General features: G+C 61.1%; 19 protein-coding genes and 2 pseudogenes. 8 read left to right on the top strand and 13 right to left on the bottom strand.

The features are described 5' to 3' along the window. Positions 1–103: 103 nt before the first annotated feature. Positions 104–1,690 carry an ABC-F family ATPase gene (locus PSH73_RS11785; RefSeq protein ID WP_071610063.1) on the bottom strand — a complete coding sequence of 529 codons (1,587 nt, stop codon included), beginning with the start codon at positions 1,688–1,690 and terminating at the stop codon, positions 104–106. A gap of 470 nt (positions 1,691–2,160) precedes the next feature. Here PSH73_RS11785 and PSH73_RS11790 point away from each other — a divergent pair, with 470 nt between their 5' ends. Continuing rightward, positions 2,161–2,973, top strand: coding sequence for a bifunctional 2-polyprenyl-6-hydroxyphenol methylase/3-demethylubiquinol 3-O-methyltransferase UbiG (locus PSH73_RS11790; protein ID WP_057959744.1), 813 nt, complete (start codon positions 2,161–2,163; stop codon positions 2,971–2,973). Between the two features lie 127 nt (positions 2,974–3,100). Here the strand turns inward: PSH73_RS11790 and PSH73_RS11795 are convergent, their stop codons facing one another. Next, positions 3,101–3,511 (bottom strand): TIGR03067 domain-containing protein, encoded by a 411-nt coding sequence (locus tag PSH73_RS11795; RefSeq protein ID WP_169990086.1) that lies wholly within the window; start codon positions 3,509–3,511, stop codon positions 3,101–3,103. A gap of 402 nt (positions 3,512–3,913) precedes the next feature. On the opposite strand from PSH73_RS11795, the gene PSH73_RS11800 reads away from it, so the two are divergent. Together PSH73_RS11800 and lpxO are read left to right on the top strand one after the other, a co-directional pair. After that, the gene (locus PSH73_RS11800) at positions 3,914–5,257 is read left to right on the top strand and encodes an LPS O-antigen chain length determinant protein WzzB (protein ID WP_305462559.1); all 1,344 of its coding nucleotides are present in this window, start codon (positions 3,914–3,916) and stop codon (positions 5,255–5,257) included. 284 nt (positions 5,258–5,541) lie between these two features. Further along, on the top strand, positions 5,542–6,441 hold the full coding sequence (gene lpxO / locus PSH73_RS11805) for a lipid A hydroxylase LpxO (RefSeq protein WP_057440106.1): 900 nt from the start codon (positions 5,542–5,544) through the stop codon (positions 6,439–6,441). Positions 6,442–6,472: 31 nt separating this feature from the next. On the opposite strand, the pseudogene ligD reads toward lpxO, so the two are convergent. Continuing rightward, positions 6,473–6,811, bottom strand: a pseudogene (gene ligD / locus PSH73_RS11810) (ATP-dependent DNA ligase); the annotation flags it as partial. Between the two features lies 1 nt (position 6,812). Beyond that, positions 6,813–6,944 (bottom strand): annotated as a pseudogene (locus PSH73_RS11815) (Ku protein); the annotation flags it as partial. On the opposite strand from PSH73_RS11815, the gene PSH73_RS11820 reads away from it, so the two are divergent. The 3 genes from PSH73_RS11820 to PSH73_RS11830 all read left to right on the top strand — a co-directional run bounded on the left by PSH73_RS11820 (position 6,880) and on the right by PSH73_RS11830 (position 8,689). Next, entirely contained in the window at positions 6,880–7,041 is a 162-nt protein-coding gene (locus PSH73_RS11820) for a hypothetical protein (protein ID WP_240435990.1), read from the top strand. The pseudogene PSH73_RS11815 and the gene PSH73_RS11820 sit on opposite strands and share 65 nt — an antisense overlap. Positions 7,042–7,195: 154 nt before the next feature. Continuing rightward, positions 7,196–7,513: a hypothetical protein gene (locus PSH73_RS11825; RefSeq protein ID WP_120732947.1), complete on the top strand. Its 318-nt coding sequence runs from the start codon at positions 7,196–7,198 to the stop codon at positions 7,511–7,513. Between the two features lie 18 nt (positions 7,514–7,531). After that, positions 7,532–8,689 (top strand): PQQ-dependent sugar dehydrogenase, encoded by a 1,158-nt coding sequence (locus PSH73_RS11830; protein ID WP_305462561.1) that lies wholly within the window; start codon positions 7,532–7,534, stop codon positions 8,687–8,689. A gap of 51 nt (positions 8,690–8,740) precedes the next feature. Here PSH73_RS11830 and PSH73_RS11835 read toward each other — a convergent pair whose 3' ends face one another. Next, a complete protein-coding gene (locus PSH73_RS11835) occupies positions 8,741–9,220 on the bottom strand; it encodes a nuclear transport factor 2 family protein (RefSeq protein ID WP_057440109.1) in 480 nt (159 codons plus the stop codon). Positions 9,221–9,264: 44 nt separating this feature from the next. Then, the gene (locus PSH73_RS11840; protein ID WP_271043591.1) at positions 9,265–9,828 is read right to left on the bottom strand and encodes a TetR/AcrR family transcriptional regulator; all 564 of its coding nucleotides are present in this window, start codon (positions 9,826–9,828) and stop codon (positions 9,265–9,267) included. Positions 9,829–9,952: 124 nt separating this feature from the next. Here PSH73_RS11840 and pssA point away from each other — a divergent pair, with 124 nt between their 5' ends. Continuing rightward, entirely contained in the window at positions 9,953–11,296 is a 1,344-nt protein-coding gene (gene pssA, locus PSH73_RS11845) for a CDP-diacylglycerol--serine O-phosphatidyltransferase (protein WP_120732954.1), read from the top strand. Here the strand turns inward: pssA and PSH73_RS11850 are convergent. The 5 genes from PSH73_RS11850 to efeU all read right to left on the bottom strand — a co-directional run bounded on the left by PSH73_RS11850 (position 11,293) and on the right by efeU (position 16,958). After that, on the bottom strand, positions 11,293–12,489 hold the full coding sequence (locus PSH73_RS11850) for an MFS transporter (RefSeq protein WP_057444795.1): 1,197 nt from the start codon (positions 12,487–12,489) through the stop codon (positions 11,293–11,295). The two genes, pssA and PSH73_RS11850, sit on opposite strands and share 4 nt — an antisense overlap. A 289-nt stretch (positions 12,490–12,778) precedes the next feature. After that, a complete protein-coding gene (efeO, locus tag PSH73_RS11855) occupies positions 12,779–13,591 on the bottom strand; it encodes an iron uptake system protein EfeO (protein WP_057959738.1) in 813 nt (270 codons plus the stop codon). A gap of 23 nt (positions 13,592–13,614) precedes the next feature. Continuing rightward, positions 13,615–14,904, bottom strand: a complete 1,290-nt coding sequence (efeB, locus tag PSH73_RS11860; RefSeq protein WP_198792093.1) for an iron uptake transporter deferrochelatase/peroxidase subunit — start codon at positions 14,902–14,904, stop codon at positions 13,615–13,617. Between the two features lie 14 nt (positions 14,905–14,918). After that, positions 14,919–16,115: an iron uptake system protein EfeO gene (gene efeO, locus PSH73_RS11865; protein WP_370694597.1), complete on the bottom strand. Its 1,197-nt coding sequence runs from the start codon at positions 16,113–16,115 to the stop codon at positions 14,919–14,921. 9 nt (positions 16,116–16,124) lie between these two features. Next, complete coding sequence (efeU, locus tag PSH73_RS11870; RefSeq protein ID WP_115128163.1) at positions 16,125–16,958, bottom strand: iron uptake transporter permease EfeU; 834 nt, start codon at positions 16,956–16,958, stop codon at positions 16,125–16,127. Between the two features lie 189 nt (positions 16,959–17,147). Here efeU and PSH73_RS11875 point away from each other — a divergent pair, with 189 nt between their 5' ends. Next, positions 17,148–18,164 (top strand): AraC family transcriptional regulator, encoded by a 1,017-nt coding sequence (locus PSH73_RS11875; protein WP_057440114.1) that lies wholly within the window; start codon positions 17,148–17,150, stop codon positions 18,162–18,164. Between the two features lie 151 nt (positions 18,165–18,315). Here the strand turns inward: PSH73_RS11875 and PSH73_RS11880 are convergent, their stop codons facing one another. Both PSH73_RS11880 and PSH73_RS11885 read right to left on the bottom strand, forming a co-directional pair. Then, a complete protein-coding gene (locus PSH73_RS11880; RefSeq protein WP_057959735.1) occupies positions 18,316–19,731 on the bottom strand; it encodes an efflux transporter outer membrane subunit in 1,416 nt (471 codons plus the stop codon). Continuing rightward, positions 19,728–22,907: an efflux RND transporter permease subunit gene (locus PSH73_RS11885; RefSeq protein WP_120732962.1), complete on the bottom strand. Its 3,180-nt coding sequence runs from the start codon at positions 22,905–22,907 to the stop codon at positions 19,728–19,730. The genes PSH73_RS11880 and PSH73_RS11885 overlap by 4 nt, the downstream gene beginning before the upstream one ends. Between the last annotated feature and the right edge of the window lies 1 nt (position 22,908).

The following is a 22,908-nucleotide window of genomic DNA, read 5'->3' on the forward strand; positions in this document are numbered from 1 at the left end:
TCGGCCCTGACGCGCCGTTGGTCGAGCCTGGAAATGCAAAAAGCCCCGTCACTGCTGACGGGGCTTTTACTTGCAGCGTGTGGCTAACCGCTATTGGCGGCCCTTAAAACACCACGCCCTGGCTACGCAGGTAGTCGTCATAGGTGCCGCTGAAGTCGATCACGCCGCTTGGGCTCAACTCGATGATGCGGGTGGCCAGGGACGATACGAACTCACGGTCGTGGCTGACGAAGATCAGCGTGCCCGGATAGTTTTCCAGCGCCAGGTTCAGCGCCTCGATGGATTCCATGTCCAAGTGGTTGGTCGGTTCGTCCATGACCAGCACGTTGGGCTTTTGCAGGATCAGCTTGCCGAACAGCATGCGACCTTGCTCACCACCGGAGATGACCTTGACCGACTTGAGGATCTCATCGTTGGAGAACAGCATGCGGCCCAGGGTGCCGCGGATCACTTGTTCGCCCTGAGCCCACTGGCCCATCCAGTCGAACAGGGTGACGTCGTCTTCGAAGTCGTGGGCGTGGTCCTGGGCGTAGTAGCCCAGTTCGGCCGCATCGGTCCACTTCACGCTACCGGCGTCCGGGGTCAGTTCGTTGACCAGGGTGCGCAGCAGGGTGGTCTTGCCGATACCGTTCGGGCCGATGATCGCCACGCGCTCGCCGGCTTCAACCTGGAAGCTGAAGTCCTTGAACAGGGTCTTGCCGTCAAAGCCTTTGGCCATGCGCTCGACGATGACCGCCTGGCGGTGCAGTTTCTTGGTCTGTTCGAAACGGATGAACGGGCTCACACGGCTCGAAGGCTTGACCTCGGCCAGTTGGATCTTGTCGATCGCCTTGGCGCGGGAAGTGGCCTGCTTGGCTTTCGAGGCGTTGGCCGAGAAGCGGCTGACGAACGATTGCAGTTCGGAGATCTGCGCTTTCTTCTTGGCGTTGTCCGACAGCAACTGCTCGCGGGACTGGGTCGCCACGGTCATGTACTCGTCGTAGTTGCCCGGGAACAGGCGCAGCTCGCCGTAGTCCAGGTCAGCCATGTGGGTGCACACGCTGTTCAGGAAGTGACGGTCGTGAGAGATGATGATCATCAGGCTGTTACGCTGGGTCAGGATGTTTTCCAGCCAGCGAATGGTGTTGATGTCCAGGTGGTTCGTCGGTTCGTCGAGCAGCAGCACTTCCGGATCCGAGAACAGCGCCTGGGCCAGCAATACGCGCAGCTTCCAGCCTGGAGACACTTCGCTCATCGGGCCGAAGTGCTGCTCGATGCCGATACCCAGGCCCAGCAGCAGTTCACCGGCACGGGATTCGGCGGTGTAGCCGTCCATTTCGGCGAACTCGGTTTCCAGCTCGGCCACGGCCATGCCGTCTTCTTCGCTCATTTCCGGCAGCGAGTAGATGCGATCGCGCTCGGCTTTGACCTTCCACAGCTCTTCGTGACCCATGATCACGGTGTCGATGACATTGAATTCTTCGTAGGCGAACTGATCCTGGCGCAGCTTACCCAGGCGCACGTTCGGCTCCAGCATGACCTGGCCGCCGGACGGGTCGAGATCGCCACCGAGGATTTTCATGAAGGTCGACTTGCCGCAACCGTTGGCACCGATCAAACCATAACGGTTACCGGCGCCGAACTTGACCGAGACGTTCTCAAACAGCGGCTTGGCGCCGAACTGCATGGTGATGTTAGCTGTGGAGATCAATTACTTTACCTATCAATAGCTTGGGGTGCGCTTATTTGGGCCGGGACCCATTCGGAGCCCGGGCCAACGGGCATGCGTCAACAGCGACATCAAGGCGTGAAGCCCAGTCGCCGAGCAGAAAATATGGGGTGTATGTTGGAATTTGGCGCGCATTGTCGCATATGTGCGGCGTGAGTTATATGACAGGCAGGCGTGTCGGGCCGCTGGAAGTGCCTGGTTTGTCTTTTTTTTGCGGAAATCCTTACAAAAAGCATCGAGTTGTATCGAAACTGTATCGGCCGTCCGATCTGTGTTTGTTAACAGTTGAACATGCAATGACCGTGGATTAAGTTTCCAGCGTTCGCCCTGCAGTGATGGCTCTTTACCGGTTCAAGGATGGCGAGGCTGTCGGTGCGGGGCGGACTCCCTTCTGTTTTCTTGACGACGCTCATCGCCATCGTGTTGCGCACGTTCAATGGTTTGGAGACGCAATGGACACGCTGTCTGCTCAACAGGCAATCGCCAGCAACAAGGCCGCCTGGAACGAATCCGCCGAACACCACAAAGCTACCGAGCACTGGCAAAGCCTGCTCGCGGATGTCGGCGCGCCTGATTTCTCCTGCCTGGATCCCACCCTGACCACCCTGTTAATGCAGGTGGGCGTCAAGGGGCGGGACGCCGTGCAACTGGGTTGCAATAACGGCCGTGAAAGCCTGTCGCTGTATGGGCTGGGCGCCAGCAGTGTGGTGGGGGTCGACCAGTCCGATGCATTTCTGGCACAGGCGGCGGAGCTGGCCAGTCGCTCACCCCATGCGCCCGAGTTTATCGAAGCCGATATTCATCATTTGCCCGAGCGGTTGCAGGGGCGTTTTGATATCGCCCTGATCACCATCGGGGTGTTGGGTTGGATGCCGGATATCGGGCTATTCATGGGGCATGTCGCCAGCACCCTCAAAGACGGCGGGACGCTGGTGATCTACGAGACTCATCCGATCCTGGAAGTGTTCGACCCCGCAGCGCCGAACCCGATGCTGCCGGTCACCTCATATTTTCGCCGCGAGCCTTTTGTGCAGCACGAGGCGATTGTCTATGAGGGGCCGAGTAACAGCGCAGTCGCGGCGTCTTACTGGTTCGTGCACACCTTAGGCGAGGTTGTCAGCGCGGCCATCGCGGCAGGCTTGCAGATCAGCCACCTGCAGGAGTACCCGCACTCCAATCGCGAAGAGCTCTACGACCAGTACGAGAACCAGCCGGCGCAACTGCCGATGTGCTACACCCTGACCGCCGTCAAGCGCCCGGCCTGAAGGCAAAAAAAAGGCCCGCTGGGGCGGCGGGCCAAGGGATTCATCTGAGGAGTTGGGTCTAACCTAGCGCGCCAAACGTGAATACTTCGTGAAAATCCTGTCGCAAAAACGAATGCCCCTCATCCGTTCATGACCGGCGTACGAAAGTGCGCATTGTCTGCCCTGGCGTCGTACTGAAACGCGTCGGCCGGGGCATGCCTTCATCCGCCGCGATAAACACGAAGCGCTCATCATCCAGGGTGTAACTGGCGGGCAGGTGCTTTCCGGCGTCGGCACCGATGGCGTCGATCCAGGTGATGCTCTTGGGCGTGGTGCTGGCGTCCAGGGTAAAACTGCCCTGCAGTAATACCTCGCCATCTTGGGTCATGACCCGAAACTGATCCCCCTCGATTGTGGTCAGCGCGCCGGGTGCACTGTGTTCATCCGGTGGGTTGGCGATGCCGCTGTCTTCCAGGGCGATTTGTTCCCAGGTGCCTTGCAGGGCTTGTTTGTCCTGTTCGGTCGGGCACGGCGTGGTGCGGGGAGGGGACGTGGGCATATAAAAATTCCTTTTTTAATGAGGCATAAATGGCGGGACCGCCCACAGCAGCAATGCGCCCTGGCAAATTCCGTTCAAAGGTATGGCAGAAAACTTCCTCAAGGTCTGTCCCGGTCGGTTTTTCCTTTGCCAGCAGCTATTTAAAGCGGTTCTGACATGTCGTTATCCCGATGTTTTCCGATATGTCGTCTACGCTGATCAATGCCTTATACGACATTATTTTTTCTGAAGGAAAACAATCTGAATGGGGTAGGGATTTTTTCAGTGACGCAATGGTCGGATGACCGTTGCCTCGTGTCGTACTGGCCATATCCAGGGCGTTGTCCCTGTATTTTCAGTTGGTTATTCAGATCTATTGTGTAGTGGGCAGCCAGCGTCCACTTCTAAAAGGGTGTCCCCATTTTGAACAGAACTCCCCAGGTGCAAGCCCCCGTGGTGTCCGATGAAATTGATTTATTTGATCTGTTCCACTCGATCTGGCGACAAAAGAAACTGGTTATCGGCTGTACCCTGTTTGCCGGCCTGATTGGCGTTGGCTACGCGTTGCTGGCACCCCGTGAGTACCAGGTCAGCAGCGTGCTGCGCCCGGCGGCTATCAATGAGCTGGATGCCCTCAATCGCTCCGAAGTCTATAAGTTGCCGCCGGCGGACGCACTGGCCAAAGTCGGCGCGCAACTGGACTCGTATGACGCGCGACTGGGGTTCTTCAAGGCCAACCCGGCGTTGTTCCAGGCGTTTCAGGAGCCAGGGCGCAGCCTTGAACAGAGTTTTGAAGCGTTCAACCGTAACTCGATCAAGCTGATCCTGCCCGACCCGAAAAAATCCGACTCCCTGAGCAGCTATATTCGTCTTGAGCTGCAATACCCCACGGACGTTGACGGGGTGGCGATTCTCAACGGTTTTGTCGACTACGCCATTGCGCAAGAGCGTGAGCAGGTGGGCGCCGACCTCAAGGTGATCGTCAACAACCGCCTCACCGAGCTCAAGGGCAAGATTGATGCAGCGCGCTCCAATTATGAAACCGACAAGGAATCGAAGATCGCCAAGCTGCTGGAGGGCGACAAGCTCAAACGCGCACAGCTGGAAGATGAACTCAGTGCCCTGCGCCTACAGATGAAAATGCAGCGTTCCAACCGCCTGGCAGAGTTGAACGAAGCGATCTCGATTGCCAAGTCCATGGGTATCAAGAGCCCGACCACACCCTCGTCTATGGCCGATGCCGGGCGTAGTGGCTCCAGTCAGGTGATGCGTACCGAGGTCAATAATCAGCAGATTCCCCTGTACTTCCTCGGCACCGACGCCCTCGAAGCCGAGCGCAGGGCTTTGCAGCAGCGGACCAGCGATGACTTCACCAGTAGCCGTGTTGCGGAAATCGGCAAGGAGCTGCAACTGCTGGAGGTCAATCGCCAAGTCGAAGTCCTGAAGCGGCGGGGCAATGAAGATATTTTCCTGCAGGACGTCGAGCCCTTGCGTGCTGAAGTGGCACGCCTGCGTGGCCTGAATATTGATATGAGTGCGTTGAAACTGGTGACGATTGACCGGCGCGCGCAAGAGCCGCTGAGCCCTATCAAACCGAAAAAAGTCCTGGCGGTTGCATTGAGCCTGGCAGTCGGCTTGCTGCTGGGGATGTTCGTTGCGCTGGTTCGCCATCTGGTCTTGACGCGGCGCCAGACTGTGGCCTATTCAGGCCTGGATGATGACCGTTTTACCCGGCGTGAACGCAAGGATGACTCGCCATTGGGCTGAGTCGCACCGGACCTTTTCCGGGCTGCGTCGCAGCCCGGCACTCCCGCCACCGCTCGCTCGAGGTGGCGCGGCTATACAGTCGGAAGACACCTTTTCACAATTCTTAGTTAACCTTTGGTTACAAACTATGGCTAAAATAACTGCCATTGGCCACTATCCGAATTGTCTCCAAGACGGTCGTGGGTCTGTTAATGAATTGTGATTTCAGGTGCTGCATTTTCCATCCCCAGCCCGGTAGGGCCTGGCGGAGCAGCCTGTACTCTTCTGATATGTGACGAATTCTCGTGAAACTCATTATTGTTGCTCTGTACGTTGCGTCCATTGCGTATGTCCATCTGCGTGGCCGGGTGCGACATAAGCTGGGCCGTCAATTAAGCGACCACTCCACCTTCCTCGCCCCGGTCAATTGCTTCCTTTACCTGTTCTCCAAGCTGCCCGGCCGGCCGTACCTTGCCCCCAGTGACTTCCCCGACCTGAGCCCGCTCCAGGAGCATTGGCAGGAGATCCGCGAGGAAGGCCAGAACCTGATGCGCGCCGGCGAGATCAAGCGCTCCGACCAATACAACGACGTTGGCTTCAACTCGTTTTTCAAATCGGGCTGGAAGCGTTTCTACCTCAAGTGGTACGGCGACAGTCACCCCTCGGCCATGAAGCTGTGCCCGCGCACTACCGAGCTGGTGCAAAGTATCGGCTCGATCAAGGCGGCGATGTTTGCCGAACTGCCGCCAGGTTCCAGGCTGGTCCGCCATCGCGATCCTTATGCTGGCTCCTATCGCTACCACCTGGGGCTGGATACGCCCAACGATCCAGGCTGCTACATCAACGTGGACGGTGAGAATTATTACTGGCGTGACGGCGAAGCGGTGATGTTCGATGAGACCTACATCCACTACGCCGAAAACACCACGGCGCAAAACCGTATCATTCTGTTCTGCGATATCGAGCGACCGATGAAATATCGTTGGGCGGCAGCGTTCAATCGCTGGTTCAGCCGCAACGTCATGGCGGCCGCCGGCTCACCCAATGATGCCGGGGACAAGACCGGTGGCTTGAACCGCGCTTTCACCCGCCTGTACAAGATCCGCTTGCGGGGCAAGGAGCTGAAAAAGCGTAACCGCACCCGCTATTACCTGGAAAAGTGGGCGATCTTTGCCGGTTTGGCAGTGATTTTTATCCTGATCTGAGCATCAGCCCCCTTGCCATCGGCGGGGGGCTTTATTCTGGCGGCTGGGCCCCCAGTTTCTGCCACATCTTCTTGCTGAGCCGTTGGCGGTTGGCATAACCCGCCCAGGGATCAGCTTTCAGGCTGTTTAAGCGCGCCTGCAAATTCGTCACATTCCATTGCTGGGCGCTGCGCAGGCTGTCGAGTTCATCTCGGCTGATGGGCACGGAAACCGGCAGCCCCGGGCGGGCGCGTACCGAATAGGCGGCGACGGTGCTGGCACCGCGGCCATTGCGCAGGTAGTCGATAAAGATCTTGCCGATGCGGTTTTTGGGGCCGCTGGTGGCGGTAAAACGCTCCGGCAGTTGCTGTGTCATGAACAGCGCAATGGCCAACGATGTTGTCCTCGGTGACTTCCTTGCCGGTGATCTTGTTGATGCGCTTATAGCCCACGGGGTCCATGCTGCGTTTGTCCAGCCAGTCGAAATCCACGCCCTGGGCCGAGGTGGCCGAGACCAGCGACACGGGGATGTGTACCAAGCCGAAGCTGATTGCGCCTTTCCATATTGCCCGTGGCATGGCCGTGCTTCCTGATGGGGAATGGTCTTCAGGTGACCTGTAGCCGCTGGCAAAAGTTTCGGCTGTCGGCCGGTTGGCACAGGGGCATTCGAAAAGCCGTGTTACACCTGCCTGGAAAGTATTTAGTTACCAAATCCGAACCCAGGGCGTAGCGTGTTATCGAATGCAGGTATTCCTCGCCCTATAGAGGTTTTGTCATGAACAGCCGTACACGCAGCCTTGCAGTACTGGCCCTGGGCCTTGCCTTGAGTGGCGGGTTGCAGGCGCAAAACCTGCCCGGCAACAACAACCCGTATAACAGCCCGATCAAGCGGGCCAATCCCAATAGCATGCAGGGCACCCAGCCCAATACGCCCGCCGCCCGCGGTACCTACACCGCGCCGGTACCGCGGCCGCCGACCCTGGAAAACGGCGGTATCGGCAATCGCTATCCGCAACGTGATGCAGTGCCCACACGCCCTGCCACCCAACCTTCAGCCCCGACACAAGATGCCAATGGCAATCGCCGGCCCTGAACGCAAGGAACCCCACGTATGTTTCTACGCAAAACCCTTTTAGCGACCTGCTGCGCTGTCGCCCTGGCAAGCGCGCTGCCCGCGTTGGCCGCCGAGACCCGCCAGTTCCCCAGCGAGCAAGGCAGCCTCACCGCGACCCCGATTGTCAAAGGCCTGGACCATCCCTGGGCGGTGGCGTTTTTGCCCGACAAGCAAGGTTTCCTGGTCACCGAGCGGCCAGGCGCGCTGCGCTATGTGAGCAGTGATGGCAAATTATCGGCGCCATTGAGTGGCGTGCCGCAGGTCTGGGCCAAAGGGCAGGGCGGTTTGCTGGATGTGGTGTTGTCACCGGATTTCAAGGAAGACCGCCTGGTCTACCTGTCCTACGCCGAAGGTGGCGGCAAGGGCGGTACGGCCGGCACGGCGGTAGGCCGTGGCCGTTTGAGCGATGACTTGAGCGGCCTCAAGGACTTCCAGGTGATCCTGCGCCAGGAGCCCAAGCTCTCTACCGGTAATCACTTTGGCTCGCGCCTGGTGTTTGACCGAGACGGCTACCTGTTTGTGACCCTGGGCGAGAACAACGATCGGCCCACGGCTCAGGACCTGGACAAGCTGCAAGGCAAGGTGGTGCGCATCTACCCGGATGGTCGCGTGCCGGATGACAACCCGTTTGTCGGCCAGCCGGGAGCGCGGCCGGAGATTTGGTCCTATGGCCAGCGCAACCCACAGGGCGCGGCGCTGAACCCGTGGACTGGCACCCTCTGGGAAAACGAACACGGCCCGCGTGGCGGCGATGAAATCAATATCATCGAACGTGGCAAGAACTATGGCTGGCCCCTGGCGACCCACGGCATCAACTATTCCTTGCTGCCGATTCCCGAGGCCCGTGGCAAGACAGCCGAAGGCACGGTCGGCCCCCATCATGTGTGGGAAAAGTCACCGGCCATCAGCGGCATGGCGTTCTACGACGCTGACCGCTTCAAAGCCTGGCAGCACAACCTGTTTATCGGCGCCCTGGCCAGCCAGGAGCTGATTCGCCTGCAGTTCGAGGGCGACAAGGTGGTCCACGAAGAGCGCCTGCTGGGCGAACTGAAGGCGCGTATCCGCGATGTACGCCAGGGCCCGGATGGTTTCCTGTACGTACTCACGGATGAGGAGGATGGCGTGTTGTATCAGGTGGGGTTGAAGCAGGATTGACGGGCATTGCAGGAGCCGGCAAGGACTGGACGCCCCCCGGCTCCTACAAGGTTACAGCCCCAGTTCGGACAGCCCCGGATGATCATCCGGGCGCCGTCCCAGCGGCCAGTGGAACTTGCGTTCGCTTTCCTTGATCGGCATGTCATTGATGCACGCATGCCGATTGGACATCAGACCGTCCTGGTCGAACTCCCAATTCTCGTTGCCGTAGGAGCGGAACCAGTTGCCGGAATCGTCGTGCCATTCATAGGCATAACGCACTGCGATGCGGTTGCCGGTAAACGCCCACAACTCCTTGATCAAGCGGTAGTCCAGTTCCCTGGCCCATTTGCGCGTCAGGAAGTCCTTGGCCTGCTCGCGGTTATGGGCGAATTCGGCGCGGTTACGCCACTGGGTGTCCAGGGTGTAGGCCAGCGACACGCGTTGCGGGTCACGGGAGTTCCAGCCGTCTTCGGCGAGACGGATCTTTTCAATGGCCGATTGCTCGGTAAAGGGCGGCAAGGGCGGACGCACGTGTGCATTGGCGGTCATTTGACTGCTCCTTTGGATCGTTAGTTGTTAAACCCGTACAACTTTCAAAGTGCCAATAAGTTATGCGCCATGCATTGCGCATTATCAGCGGCGGTGACATCGCCCATGATCAGGGCGATGGTAATGGCGCCATCGACCAGAATCAGCAGTTGCGCGGCCTGCTGCTCCGGGGCCGGGGTGCCATGTGCCTCGCACAGTTCAAGCAAATACTCGAACAGCTTCTGTTTGTGTGCCTTGGCCAGTAAACGTACCGGGTCTTGCGGGTTACCGGTTTCGCCGCTGGTGTTGATAAAGGCGCAGCCGCGAAAGTCCGCAGAGTCGAACCAGGTCTTCAGAGCGCTGAACACGCCGAGCAAGCGGGCGCCGCTGCCGGCGTATTGCTCGACCTCGCTGCGCAGCCATTGCAACCAACGTTCATCGCGCCGCTGCAGGGCGGCGATCACCAGTTCGTCCTTATTGGCAAAGTAGCGGTAGATACTTTTCCTGGAGACGCCGGCGGTTTTCACCAACAGATCCATACCGGTGGCCGCAATGCCGTGCCGATAGATCAACTTTTCGGTGACGTCCAGAATAATGTCGCGGGTTTCACTGCTGGTCATATCGTTCATGCTGCAAACAGTAGAACGATCGTTCTTCTTGGTCAATCAATTATTTTCAGCGGCCAGTGGGCAGACCTGAGGACCCCCATGGTGTAAGCTCTCGGGCTCTTCGGATTCGATCATTGCGAGCCCTATGCCGTCGTTATTCAAACGTTCCCTGTTGCCCAAGTTGCGCGGTTTCCCCCTGGCCACCGACGCGATTGAGGTGCTGTCCGGCGCTGCCGAGTTTCGCCGCTGCCTGCTGCAGCAAATCGCCCAGGCCCAACACCGCATCTACCTCGTCGCGTTGTACCTGCAACAGGACGAAGCGGGCCAGGAGGTGTTTGACGCGCTGCACGCCGCCAAGGCCGCACGGCCCGAACTGGATATCGTGGTGATGGTGGATTGGCTGCGTGCCCAGCGCGGGTTGATCGGTGCGGGCAAGCAGCCGGGCAATAGCGCCTGGTACCAGGCAATGACTCAGTCACATCCGACACATGTGCCGGTGTATGGGGTTGCGGTGCAGACCCGCGAGCTGTTTGGCGTGCTGCATCTGAAGGGCTTCGTGGTCGACGACAGCGTGCTGTACAGCGGCGCCAGCCTGAACAATGTGTATCTGCACAAGTTCGATAAATACCGCTTCGACCGCTATCACCTGATCCACAACAAGCCATTGGCCGACTCCATGCAGCACCTGGTGGAACACGGCCTGGTGGCGGCCAAGGCGGTACACCGCCTGGACCTGCCCAACCTGCCCACCACCCGCAGCCTGCGCAATGACATCGGCGACCTGCGCAGCCGGCTCAAGCACGCGACCTATGACACCACGGCCGGCCAGGCTGGGATTGGTGGGTTGTCGGTCAGCCCGTTGTTGGGAGTGGGCAAGAACAACCCGCTGAGCCGGGTGATCTGCGAGCTGATAGCCAGTGCCCAGCAGCAGTTGACCATCTGCACCCCGTATTTCAACCTGCCGCTGCCGGTGACCCGGGAAATCAACCGGGCCCTGGCCCGTGGGGTGAAGATCGACATCATCGTCGGCGACAAGACCGCCAACGACTTCTACATCCCGCCCAGCGAGCCTTTCAAAATCATCGCCGCGCTGCCGTATCTCTACGAAATCAGCCTGCGCCGCTTTGCCAAGCGCCACCAGCGCATGATCGACAGTGGCCAACTCAACCTGCACCTGTGGCGCGACGGGGATAACACCTATCACCTCAAGGGCATGTGGGTCGACGAACGCTATACCTTGCTCACCGGCAATAACCTCAACCCCCGGGCCTTTCGCCTGGACCTGGAAAACGCCTTGCTGATCGACGATCCCCAGGGCCAGTGGCTGGCGCCACGGCGCCGCGAGCTGGAGGACATTTTCCAGCACGCCACGCGGATCCAGGGCTACCAGCAGTTGCAGACACTGGTGGATTACCCCGAAGCCGTCGGCAAGTTCCTGCGCCGGGTCAGTCGCGTCCGAGTCGAGCGCTTGCTTTACCGGATCCTCTAGTGGCGCGGTGCCGGCCAGAGCGCAATGAGCAACAGCAGGGCAGCCGCGACCAGGTAGGGTAGCCGCGGTTCAACGGCATAGATCAGGGTCCCGGCCAGCGGCCCGACCACCACGCCCAGCCCTTGCGCCGCCCCCACCGATCCGGCAGTGGCGCCTTGTTCCGAGGCGTCCACCGCGTTGGCCGCCAGGGCGGCGAACGATGGGAAGATCCAGCCCATGCCGGCCGCCGAGACGAAGAAACACAGCCAGAGGATCCACGCCGTATCGGCGAACATGCTCCCGGCAAACCCCAGGGCCGAAACAAGCGCGCCGACGCGGATCAATCGCAGGGGTGGCCATTCCAGCTTGCGCACCAGCAATTGCGAGCAGATCAAGGCCAGGCCGACCATGGTCAGGGCGATCCCGGCGGTTTGTGCGGCGTCGGCGGGGTTCATCTGCAGGCGATCCAGGGCAAAAAAGCCCACCGTGATCTGGGCAATCGACACGCAGAGCATCGCCGCAAAGGCCACGACCAATGGCCGGCGCAAGCGTGGGTCCGAGAGGTTGACGGCCTTGGGCGGTTGTTTGAGGTGCAATTCCTGGCGCGGCAGCTTCATCAGCAACACCAGAAACCCGAGCATCGGCAGCAGCGCCATCACATAAAACGGCAGGCTCAGGCTGTGGCGGGCCAGCAGCGCGGCAATCGCCGGGCCCAACACCAGGCCACAGGCGTTGGCCGCCCCCAGCGAGGCCATGGCCTTGGCGCGATGGGCCGGCTCGATATTGTCCGCGATCAGCGCATAGCCCCCCACTGGGATCGCCGCGTAGAACACCCCGATCAACCCGCGCCCGAGCACCAGCCCGATAAATGCCAGCATCGCCGAGGGCAGCAGTTGCAGGGAGGCGTCGATAAACACGCACAGGGCCCAATAGGCCAGGGTGAAGCCCCCGGTGCCCAGCAACAGCACGCGCCGCCGACCCAGGCGATCACTGGCCTGGCCCCAGGGCCGCGCCAAAAGCATCCAGATCACACCGGACACCGTCACCGCCGCGCCGGCCTGCCAGGTCGCCAGCCCCAGCACCCGCGCGATGGGGCCGATCAGCGAGACAAACGCCATCATCGCCATGGTGCAGGCCATATTGGCCAGCAGCAGGGGGCGCAGGTTGAAGGGAGTGGGCGGGGCGGCATCAAGGCGGGTGGCCGAATGAGGCATGGGAAATCTTCCGTGAGTGGGAGTCTATGGAACGTTATAGGTAAGACGGTTAAACGCACAGCGCGATTAACCCGGATGATAGGGATCTACAGCTGTGGGAGTGGGCTTGCTTGCGATGGCGGTGCTTCAGTCACTATGGTCGGTGATTGAATCACCGCCATCGCAGGCAAGCCAGCTCCCACATTTGATTTGTGGTGTGGCGAACATTTTCTGCTCGCTGAGACCCCTGTGGGAGCGGGCTTGCCCGCGATGGCGGTGGGTCAGGCTCAGAGCCGCTAGCGTTGAGGTGTCAGTTCAAACCCAGTTTGCCACGCAGGGTCGAGAGGTCTTCGGCCAGGGTGTTGACCGGGCCCACCAGGGCCTTGCGGTCGTGTTCCTTGACCTTGTCGTAGGTTTCAAAGCCGCCATCGGCAGTTTTGTATTTGGCCAGGATGGTGTTCACCGTGGCGAAGTTCTTGTCGACCTTGGCCAAAAACGCCTTGTCCTGCTGTTCGATCTGCCCACGGAACAGGTCGACGATTTTTTTCGCTCCATCGATATTGCCCTGGAAGTCATACAGGTCGGTGTGGCTGTAGCGGTCTTCTTCGCCGGAAATCTTCGTGGCGGCCACTTCTTCGAGCAATGCGGCAGCGCCGCCGACGACTTTTTCCGGCGGGAAGGTCAGACCGGCAACGCGGGTTTGCAGATCCTTGACGTCCGTGTTCAAGCCGTCGGCAAGGGTGCCCAGGCCCTGGGTAGTGTTTTCGGCAAACAGGCTGTATTCAATGCGGTGGAAGCCGGTGAAGTCTTCGGCTTTCACACCTTTTTCGTGGTCGTCGACCCGTGAGTCGATCGATGCATCGAGGTCGCTGAACAGCTCGGCGATGGGCTCGATGGATTCGTAGTAAACGCGGGTGGGCGCGTAGAGTTTTTTCGCGGTGGCCAGGTCACCTTTTTTCACCGCGTCGGTGAAGGCCTGGGTCTGGGTCACCAGTTCCTCGATCTTGTCGGTGACATAGATCTTGTAGTCCGACACCGGGCCCACCAGATCCAGGGGCGCCGGCGCGGCAAAGGCCGCGAGCGGAGAAAGGCTCAATAACAACGCAAGAGACGACATGTTCATAGGGCGGTTTCCGCTGTGGAGGGTTAGGTCTTGGCAGTGCTGTGCAGCAAGGTTCGGCCGATGAAATCCTGCGGCCCGGTGGCGCCCGGCAAGGTGAAGAAATACCCGCCGCCCACTGGCTTGAGGTATTCCTCCAGGGGCTCGCCATTGAGCCGGGTTTGTACGCTGATAAAGCCTTTCTCCAGGTCCGCCTGATAGCAGATAAACAACAGGCCCATGTCCAGCTGGCCGTTCTTGTTGACGCCGTTGGAGTAGTTGAATGGCCGACGCAGGATCAGGTTGGCCTGGGTCGCGGCCGTGCGCGGGTTGGCCAGGCGGATATGGGCATCGAGCTTGGTCAGTTTGCCGGCCGGATCCTTGCTGTAGTCGGGCACCTGGGCTTCGCTGTGACCGTCCATGGGCGCGCCGCTGGTCTTGATCCGGCCGATGATGCTTTCCTGCTCCTGCAAGGGCGTGCGGTCCCAGCGTTCGACGAAATTGCGGATGATCCGCACCGCCTGGTAGCTGCCATGGGCGGCCCACGCGGGCTCATCACTGCCGGGCTGGACCCAGACCAGTTGGTCCATGGTTTTGGTGTCGTTGGAGTCGGGGTTGGCCGAGCCATCGCGAAAGCCCAGGAAGTTGCGTGCGCTCTGCGCCGGTTGCCCGGCACGGGCAGGGGCCTGGGGCGGTACGCTGCCTTCCTGTTTCCAGCGCACCAGCAGCAGGTCCGGCAGGTTTTTCACGATATCGCGCAGGGCGTGGATATTGGTGTCGGGGGTGTTGGAGCTGAACTGCAGGCTCAAATCACCGTGGCACTGCGCCGGTTCCAGGGCGTCGTTGGGGAAGCCGACCATGCGGATCAGGCGCTTGGGTTTGGCGGCGGCCAGGCCGAAACGCTCGTCGAACAGCGATTCACCCACCGATACGGTGATGGTCAGGTTATCCGGGCTGATCACCGGGCCGAGGATTCCGGAGTCGCTGGGCGGCAGTTTCGGGTCGACTTGCGGCACGCTGCCGCCGGTCATCAAAAAACGGATGCGCTGGTTGAGGGTGCGAAACAGGCGCTCCAGGTCTTCGCGGTCGCTGGCCAGGACGTCGAACGCTACCAGCATGCCGCAGGCCGGGCGCGGGGTGACGATGCCGCTCTGGTGCTTGCCGTGGAAGGCCTGGTGGTCCTGGGTTTTTTCGCTGCTGGGCGCGGTGGTGACCTGGGCTGCGCCGGCTGCCATTGCCGGGCAACTGAGGCTGCTGCCGGCAATCGCGGCGCCGGTGGCGGCCATCCCGAGCAACACACGGCGGCGTTGGGCGTTGAACTGTGGTGAATCACTCATGTGTTTGGTCGTCTTCACTTAAGGCCGGAGAGACCAAGGGCTGGGTCGATTCCATCGAGTACGGCGGCCAGAGCCTTGGCCTTGTCGGCGATCAGCTGGCGCTGAGCGGCGGTAACGCGGTTGTAGCTGCGGTAATGGCCATCGACCTGCAAGTCGTCGAGTTGCGCGGCGAAGGCGTTGATCGCGCTATCAATTCCCGGCAGCAGGTCGGCGGCGGACTTGGTCAACAGCGGCCGCATCAGGTCCACCACCTTGCGCGTCACCTTCAGGTTGGCGGCAAAACCGTTGAGGTCGAGGTGGCTGTAGCGCTCCTCTTCGCCACTGGCGGCGCGCACGTCGGCCAGGCTGTTGAGGTTGCGCACCAGGATGCTTACCAGTTGCTCGGGCGGCAGCGACTGCGCCAACAACTGTTGCTTGAGGGTGGTGACATCGGCCAGCAGGCGCTGGGCAATCGGTGTCAGGTCGCCGAGAGTGTGCTGCTCGAACAGGCCGTACTCCAGGCGATGGAAGCCGCTGAAGGCCGGGTCTTGTTCACGGCTCTCGAAGTAATCGGCGCGGGCATTGATCGCGTTGTCCAGCTCGGCCAGGCGCTGGGCCGCCGGGGCCAGTCGTTGGTAAGCCTCGCGAGCCGGCAGGTACAGGGCCTGGGCCTGGGCCAGGTCGCCGGCGGCAATCGCTTGTTCAAGGGCGCTGACGGCCTTGATCAAAGCGCCACCCTGGCTGCTCAGGTACACGCGAAACTCCGACAGCGGGCCGATAAAGGCCACCATCGAGGGCTTGGCTTTGGCCTGGGCGTCAGACTCGGCCGTCGGGGTTACATGCAGGGTGCCGCGTGGGTTGCTCAACAGGCCGCAGGTGATGGCGTAGTCGCCCGGCAGCAGGTTGGCGTTGATCACCTGGCTCAAGCCCGGCGCAATGTTTTCGCGCTCTTCGACCACCAGCACGCCGTCAAGGATTTCCCACTCCACCGCGCGATCCGAACGGTTGATGATGCGAAAACTCGCACGGCCCGCCGGTACGGTCAGGGCGTTGGGTTCGCAGGCGTGGGCGTGGATGATCACGGCGATTTCGTTGTGATTGACCTGGCGCTTGGCGGCGGCCAATTGCGCGGCGTAGTAGAACAGGCCGCCGGCGGCGATCATCACGATCACCGAACCGGCGACCGCCCAACGCAACGCGCGGGGTGGTGAGGCAGGGGCTGGGTTTGGCAAGGGACGACCTTACTGGCTGGAGACGGAAGAAGAGGTGGCTGGCGCGGCGGGCATAAAGAACATCGCCAGCGCCAGCACCAGGTAAATCAGGTAGGCGCCCAGGGTGCTGACGGTCGGTGCGTCCTGGTAGCCGAACATGCCGGCCAGCACCGAGCCCAGCGGGCCATCCATCGGCAGGGTTGCGCTGAAATCGAACAGCACGCCTTGCAGGTGGTTCCACACCCCGGCTTCATGCAGGGCCTGCACCGAGTTGGCGAGGATCCCGGCGGCTACCACCAGGATGAACAGCCCGGTCCAGCGAAAGAACGCACCGAGGTTCAGGCGCATGCTGCCGCTGTAGATCAGGAACCCGACAATGATCGCCAGCACCAGGCCGAGCAGGGCGCCGATGGGCGCGGCCGGGCCTTCGCTCTGCTGGAACACCGCCAGCAAGAAGAACACCGTCTCCAGGCCTTCACGGGCCACGGCGAAAAACACCATGGCGATCAGGGCAAGCACCTGGTTGCGCGAGCCAGCCAACGCATGATCCAGGGACTGGTGCAGGGAGTGCTTGATCGAGCGTGCGACCTTGCGCATCCAGAACACCATGGAGCTGAGAATCCCCACGGCGACCAGGCCGACAATGCCTTCGAACAGCTCTTGCTGTTTTTGCGGGAACTCGGCGCTGACCAACTCCAGGCCACCGCCGACCAGCAAGGCCAGGGCGGCGGCGAGAAATACGCCGATCCATACCGCTGGCATCCATTGGCCACGGCCGGTCTGTTGCAGGTAGCTGGCGATGATGCCAACGATCAATGCGGCTTCAATGCCTTCGCGCAGCATGATGAGAAAGGGGACGAGCATCGGGCACCGCAACGTAATTAGTTAGGGTGCTAAGTTGTAACATAATGATACTCATTACTAAACAAAGGATCTTGACGTTTTCTGAACGCGGCCTGAACAGCCCTCTATGTCGTTGCTGCGTGGGGTATGTGTTCCTTACAAGCCAACACGCTCCTACAATGGCCGACCTACAAGATTGAGCCCTGGCCCATGTCGGAAAAAGACACAATCTCCATCCACCTGGTTCGTGAAGCCCTGTTGCAGAGTTGCGCCCCCGGTGCGGCGACGTGGGAGGCCCTGAGCAAGGTCGGGATCGACCCCGCGTTGCTGGAGCAGCCCGCCGCCCGGGTTCCGGCGCTGGCATACGCGCGGCTCTGGCGCTTGCTGGCGCGGCGCCGGGATGATGAGTTCTTTGGCATGGACCCGCGCAAGTTGAAGTCGGGCAGCCTGGGGTTTTTGTGTCGTGCCTCCATGGCCCAGCCCACCCTTGGCGAGGCCCTGGAAACCGGCCTGGGCTTCCTGTCGTTGATGCTTGAGCACCTTCCCGCGCAGCTGGTGCGTCAGCAAAGCCTGGCGGAAATCGTGCTGCTGGAACCTGAGCCGGAACCACGGCGCGCGTTTACCTACTTTTGCTATTGGATGATCGTCCACGGCGTCGCCTGCTGGCTGGCCGGCCGACGCATCCCGATCCTGGCCATCGAACTGCGCAGTGCGCAGCCGGCATTTTGTGATGATTACCAGGTGATGTTTTCCGACAACCTGCGTTTTGATCGCACCCGTACCCGCATGATTTTTTCGGCAGACTGCCTCGACCTGCCGGTCAAGCGCAGCCCCGAGGAACTCAAGCGCTTCCTGGCCCAGGCGCCCGCCAACATCCTGGTCAAATACCGCGACCCGGACAGCTTGGCGATGCGCATCAAACACGACCTGCGCCAGCGCCCGGCCCAACAGTGGCCGGAAACCGACAGTCTGGCCCATGAGTTGTGCATGTCTGCCTCGACGCTGCGTCGGCGCTTGGCCGAAGAAGGGCAGACGTACCAGGGGCTCAAGGACAGCGTGCGCAAGGAGCTGGCAGTGGTGTGGCTGGCCGAGGCCGATATCAGCTTTGCCGAGATCGCCAGCCGCCTGGGTTTTGCCGATGTGAGCTCGTTCTACAAGGCCTTTCGCAAATGGTCGGGCTCCAATCCCGGGCATTACCGCAGCTTGATCCTCACGGAATCCAGCTGAGTTGGATCAGCGCAGCTCCTACCTTTGATCTTTGTGACCGTCTTTAAGCAAAGGGTGTGACCGGTTTCACGCAGGCAAAAAAAGCCCCGTGACCGAATGGACCACGGGGCAAAAATTGGTTGGATGCGACCAACCAAAGGAGCTCTTTACATCATTTTGCGCTGGCGACCACCGTCTCCGGCTGCCAGCCGCCACCCAATGCCTTGTAGATCGCCACGATGCCGCGATACAGGTCCACTTCGGCCAGGGCCTGGGCGTCTTCGGCCGCCAGGCGTTCACGCTGGGCGTCGAGCAGCACGAGGAAGTCGGCGGTGCCTTCGCGGTAGCGAATCTGCGCCAGGTCGGCCGCGGCACGGCTCGATTCGCTCTGGCGGATCAGCGATACCAGGCGCTGCTGGCGCTTGCCGTAGTCGCTGAAGGCGTTTTCTGACTCTTCCAGCGCCAGCAACACTTGCTGCTCGTAGGTGGCCAGGGCGCCATCGGCTTCGGCATCCGCACCGCGCAAGCGGGCGCGTACGCTGCCCAGGTCAAAGGCGGCCCAGGTGATGCTCGGGCCCAGGGCCCAGGCATTGGCGGCGGATGAGCCGATCTGCGAGCCACGGCCAGCGGTAAACCCGAGGAAACCACTGAGGCTGACCCGTGGAAACAGGTCGGCCTTGGCCACGCCGATTCGCGCGGTGGCGGCCGCCAGTTTGCGTTCGGCACTGAGAATGTCCGGGCGCCGTTGCAGCAACTGCCCCGGGTCACCAATCGGCAAGGCCTTGGCAATCGCCGGCAGGTTGGCCGGGCTCAGGTCCACGCTGAGTTTGTCCGGGCGCTGGCCGAGGAGGGTGGCGATGCGATTGCGCTCGCGCACCTGCTCGGCCTGCAATTGCGGCACGCTGGCTTCGACCGCTGCCAGGCGCGCATCGGCACGCACCACGTCCAGTTGGTCGCCGACGCCGGCATCGCGCAGGCTTTCGGTGATGGTGCGCGAATCCTGCTGGTTCTTCAGGTTGGCCAGGGCGATTTTTTCCCGCAGTTGCGCCCCGCGCAGTTGGCCGTAGGCGTCCACCAGTTCGGCAATCATGCTGACCTGCAGTTGATAGAGGTCGGCTTCGGCAGCCTGCTGGTCAGCGTCACTGGCTTCGAGGTTGCGCTGGATGCGGCCAAACAGGTCCAGTTCCCAAGCCATGTCCAGGCCCAGGTCATAGCGTTCGCTATTGACCCGGCGGGTGGTCTGGCCTGGGATCTGGCCCTTGGCCAAATCGCTGCTGGCACGGCTGGTGATGGTCGGCATCGCGTCATTGCTGGCGTCATCGCGAATCGCCCGGGCAGCTCGCAGGCGGGCAAACGCTACCCGCAGGTCTCGGTTGCCGCTCAACGATTGGGTCACCAACTGGTTGAGGATCGGGTCCTCGAACTGCTGCCACCAGATGCCTTCGAACTTGGCGTGGTCGTACTGCTTGGCATCGGTGGCGGCCGTGATATTGGCCGCCTCCAGCTGCTGGGCTTTATAGTCCGGGCCGACGGCACAGGCGGCGAGCGCCAGTACCAGCAGGCTCGGCAGGAACACTTTCACACTCATTGCTGTGTCTCCAGCTGCAAGGCCTTGGCCGCTTTGCGTGCTTCGCTGCGCTCCACATAACGGCGGATCAACACGTAGAACACCGGCGTCAGCAACAGGCCGAAGAAGGTCACCCCGATCATCCCGGAGAACACCGCCACGCCCATGGCATGACGCATCTCGGCACCGGCACCGCTGGAGAACACCAGGGGCACCACGCCCATGATGAAGGCGAACGAGGTCATCAGGATCGGCCGCAGACGCAGGCGGCAGGCTTCCAGCACCGCAGCCAGCGGGTCGAGGCCTTCTTCCTGTTTATCCTTGGCGAACTCGACGATCAGAATCGCGTTCTTACAGGCCAATCCCACCAGTACGATCAAGCCGATCTGGGTAAAGATGTTGTTGTCGCCACCGGACAGAATCACCCCGGTAATAGCCGACAGCAGGGTCATCGGTACGATCAGGATCACCGCCAGTGGCAGGCTCCAGCTTTCGTACTGGGCGGCCAGTACCAGAAACGCCAGCAGTACGCAGAGCGGGAACACGAACAGCGCGGTGTTGCCCGAGAGGATTTGCTGGTACGTCAGGTCGGTCCACTCGTAGGTCATGCCGTTGGGCAGTTCCTCTTTGAGCAGTTTTTCGATCGCTGCCTCTGCCTGGCCCGAGCTGTAGCCGGGTGCAGCGTTGCCGTTGATCTCGGCGGTGATAAAGCCGTTGTAGTGCATCACGCGGTCCGGCCCCGAGGTGTCGCTGACCTTGATAAAGGTCGCCAGCGGGATCATCTCGCCCTTGTTGTTGCGCACTTTCAATTGGCCGATCTGATCCTGGTCCAGGCGGAACTGCTGTTCAGCCTGCACGTTGACCTGATAGGTCCGGCCAAAGCGGTTGAAGTCGTTGGCATACAACGAGCCCAGGTAGATCTGCAGGGTGTCGAAGATGTCGCTGATCGCCACGCCGTGGGTCTTGGCTTTTTCCCGGTCGATAGCAGCATCGACCTGGGGCACGTTGACCGTGTAGCTGGTGAACAGGCCAAACAGTTCCGGCACGTTGTGGCTCTTGGCGATGACGTTCTGTACTTCTTTGTACAGTTCCTCGTAGCCCAGGTTGCCACGGTCTTCGACCTGCAGGCGGAACCCGCCGATAGTGCCCAGGCCCTGTACCGGCGGCGGTGGGAAGATCGCCATGTAGGCTTCCTGGATATCGGCGTACTTGCCGTTCAGCGCCCCGGCAATCGCCCCGGCGGACATGCTTGGGTCTTTACGCTCGCCGAACGGTTTCAACGTCACGAACACGATGCCGCTGTTCGGGCTGTTGGTGAACCCATTGATCGACAGGCCCGGGAAGGCGATGGCGCTTTCCACGCCGGGCTGTTTCAAGGCGATGTCGGACATGCGCTTGATCACGTTTTCGGTGCGGTCCAGGCTGGCGGCGTCCGGCAACTGGGCGAAGGCCACCAGGTATTGCTTGTCCTGGGCCGGTACGAAACCGGTCGGTGTGTGGGCAAAGCCGAAGAAGGTCAGCACCATCAGGCCGCCATACACGAACAGCGCGATACCGGTGCCGCGAATCACTCGGCGCACGGTGCCTACATAGCCATGGCTGGCCTTTTCGAAGAAACGGTTGAACGGGCGGAACAGCCAACCACCGAAGAGCTTGTCGAGGAACCTGGAGAACCGGTCTTTCGGCGCGTCATGGCTGCGCAGCAAGACCGCTGCCAGGGCCGGCGACAGGGTCAGGGAGTTGAATGCCGAAATCACGGTGGAGATGGCGATGGTCAGGGCAAACTGCTTGTAGAACTGCCCGGTCAAGCCACTGATAAAGGCGGCCGGAATAAACACCGCACACAGCACCAGCGCCGTGGCAATGATCGGCCCGGTCACTTCGCTCATGGCTTTTTCGGTGGCCGGGAAGGGCTCCAGGCCCAGCTCGATGTTACGTTCGACGTTCTCCACCACCACGATGGCGTCGTCCACCACGATGCCGATGGCCAGCACCAGGCCGAACAGCGACAGCGCATTGAGGGAGAAGCCGAACAGGTGCATTACCGCAAAGGTGCCGATCAACGACACCGGCACCGCGACCAGGGGGATGATCGACGCACGCCAGGTCTGCAGGAACAGGATCACCACCAGCACCACCAGGATCAACGCCTCGAACAAGGTGTGCACCACCGCCTCGATCGAGCCGCGCACAAACACGGTCGGGTCGTAGGCGATGCGGTAGTCCATGCCTTCGGGGAAGCTCTTTTTCAGCTCGGCCATTTTGCTGCGCACATCATTGGAGATGTCGATGGCATTGGAGCCCGGGCGCTGGAAGATCGGAATCGCCACCGCCGGCTGATTGTCGATCAGCGAGCGCAGGGCATATTGGCTGGAGCCCAGCTCAACACGAGCGATGTCCTTGAGGCGCGTGATTTCACCGTTGTCGCCGGCGCGAATCACGATGTTTTCGAACTCTTCCTCGGTGACCAGGCGGCCTTGGGTATTGACCGACAATTGGAAGCTGGTGTCGTTGGGCGCAGGCTGCGCGCCCAGGGCACCGGCGGCCACCTGGCGGTTCTGTTCGCGGATCGCGGTCACCACATCGGTGGCAGTCAGGTTGCGCGAGGCGGTCTTGTTCGGGTCCAGCCACACCCGCAGGGAGTAATCGCCCATGCCGAACAACTGCACATCACCCACGCCGCCCAGCCGCGCCAATTCATCCTTGATATTGAGGATCGCGTAGTTGGACAGGTAGAGCATGTCGTAGCGCTGGTCCGGGGAGGTCAAGTGCACGACCATGGTCAGGTCGGGGGAGGCCTTGTCCACGGTGATACCGATGCGCGTCACTTCCTCAGGCAGTTTGGGCTGAGTGCGCGTCACACGGTTTTGCACCTGTACCTGCGCGTTATCCAGGTCAGTGCCCAGGGCGAAGGTGATGGTCAGGGTGAGCTTGCCGTCGGCGGTCGACTGCGAGGACATGTAGAGCATGTTCTCGACGCCGGTGATCGCCTGTTCCAGCGGCGAGGCCACGGTTTCGCCGATGACCTTGGGGTTGGCGCCGGGGAAGTTGGCGCGCACCACCACGGTTGGCGGTACCACTTCTGGGTATTCGCTGATCGGCAGTTGGAACAGCGAGATCGCGCCGGCGATCAGAATCAGCAGCGATAGCACCGCTGCGAAGATCGGCCGCGATATGAAGAACTTGGAAAAATTCATC

The sequence above is a fragment of the Pseudomonas sp. FP2294 genome, from assembly GCF_030687625.1.
In the GTDB taxonomy this organism is placed as follows: Bacteria; Pseudomonadota; Gammaproteobacteria; order Pseudomonadales; family Pseudomonadaceae; genus Aquipseudomonas; species Aquipseudomonas shahriarae.

Excerpts from the sequence above, each read along its gene's own strand:
- PSH73_RS11885 (WP_120732962.1), bottom strand. The coding sequence starts at position 22,907 with ATGAATTTTTCCAAGTTCTTCATATCGCGGCCGATCTTCGCAGCGGTG.
- PSH73_RS11820 (WP_240435990.1), top strand. The coding sequence starts at position 6,880 with ATGCTGCGTTTGTCCAGCCAGTCGAAATCCACGCCCTGGGCCGAGGTG.
- PSH73_RS11795 (WP_169990086.1), bottom strand. The coding sequence starts at position 3,511 with ATGCCCACGTCCCCTCCCCGCACCACGCCGTGCCCGACCGAACAGGAC.
- PSH73_RS11830 (WP_305462561.1), top strand. The coding sequence starts at position 7,532 with ATGTTTCTACGCAAAACCCTTTTAGCGACCTGCTGCGCTGTCGCCCTG.
- PSH73_RS11875 (WP_057440114.1), top strand. The coding sequence starts at position 17,148 with ATGTCGGAAAAAGACACAATCTCCATCCACCTGGTTCGTGAAGCCCTG.
- PSH73_RS11835 (WP_057440109.1), bottom strand. The coding sequence starts at position 9,220 with ATGACCGCCAATGCACACGTGCGTCCGCCCTTGCCGCCCTTTACCGAG.
- PSH73_RS11825 (WP_120732947.1), top strand. The coding sequence starts at position 7,196 with ATGAACAGCCGTACACGCAGCCTTGCAGTACTGGCCCTGGGCCTTGCC.
- efeU (WP_115128163.1), bottom strand. The coding sequence starts at position 16,958 with ATGCTCGTCCCCTTTCTCATCATGCTGCGCGAAGGCATTGAAGCCGCA.
- efeB (WP_198792093.1), bottom strand. The coding sequence starts at position 14,904 with ATGAGTGATTCACCACAGTTCAACGCCCAACGCCGCCGTGTGTTGCTC.
- PSH73_RS11880 (WP_057959735.1), bottom strand. The coding sequence starts at position 19,731 with ATGAGTGTGAAAGTGTTCCTGCCGAGCCTGCTGGTACTGGCGCTCGCC.
- PSH73_RS11850 (WP_057444795.1), bottom strand. The coding sequence starts at position 12,489 with ATGCCTCATTCGGCCACCCGCCTTGATGCCGCCCCGCCCACTCCCTTC.
- efeO (WP_057959738.1), bottom strand. The coding sequence starts at position 13,591 with ATGAACATGTCGTCTCTTGCGTTGTTATTGAGCCTTTCTCCGCTCGCG.
- pssA (WP_120732954.1), top strand. The coding sequence starts at position 9,953 with ATGCCGTCGTTATTCAAACGTTCCCTGTTGCCCAAGTTGCGCGGTTTC.
- PSH73_RS11840 (WP_271043591.1), bottom strand. The coding sequence starts at position 9,828 with ATGAACGATATGACCAGCAGTGAAACCCGCGACATTATTCTGGACGTC.
- PSH73_RS11790 (WP_057959744.1), top strand. The coding sequence starts at position 2,161 with ATGGACACGCTGTCTGCTCAACAGGCAATCGCCAGCAACAAGGCCGCC.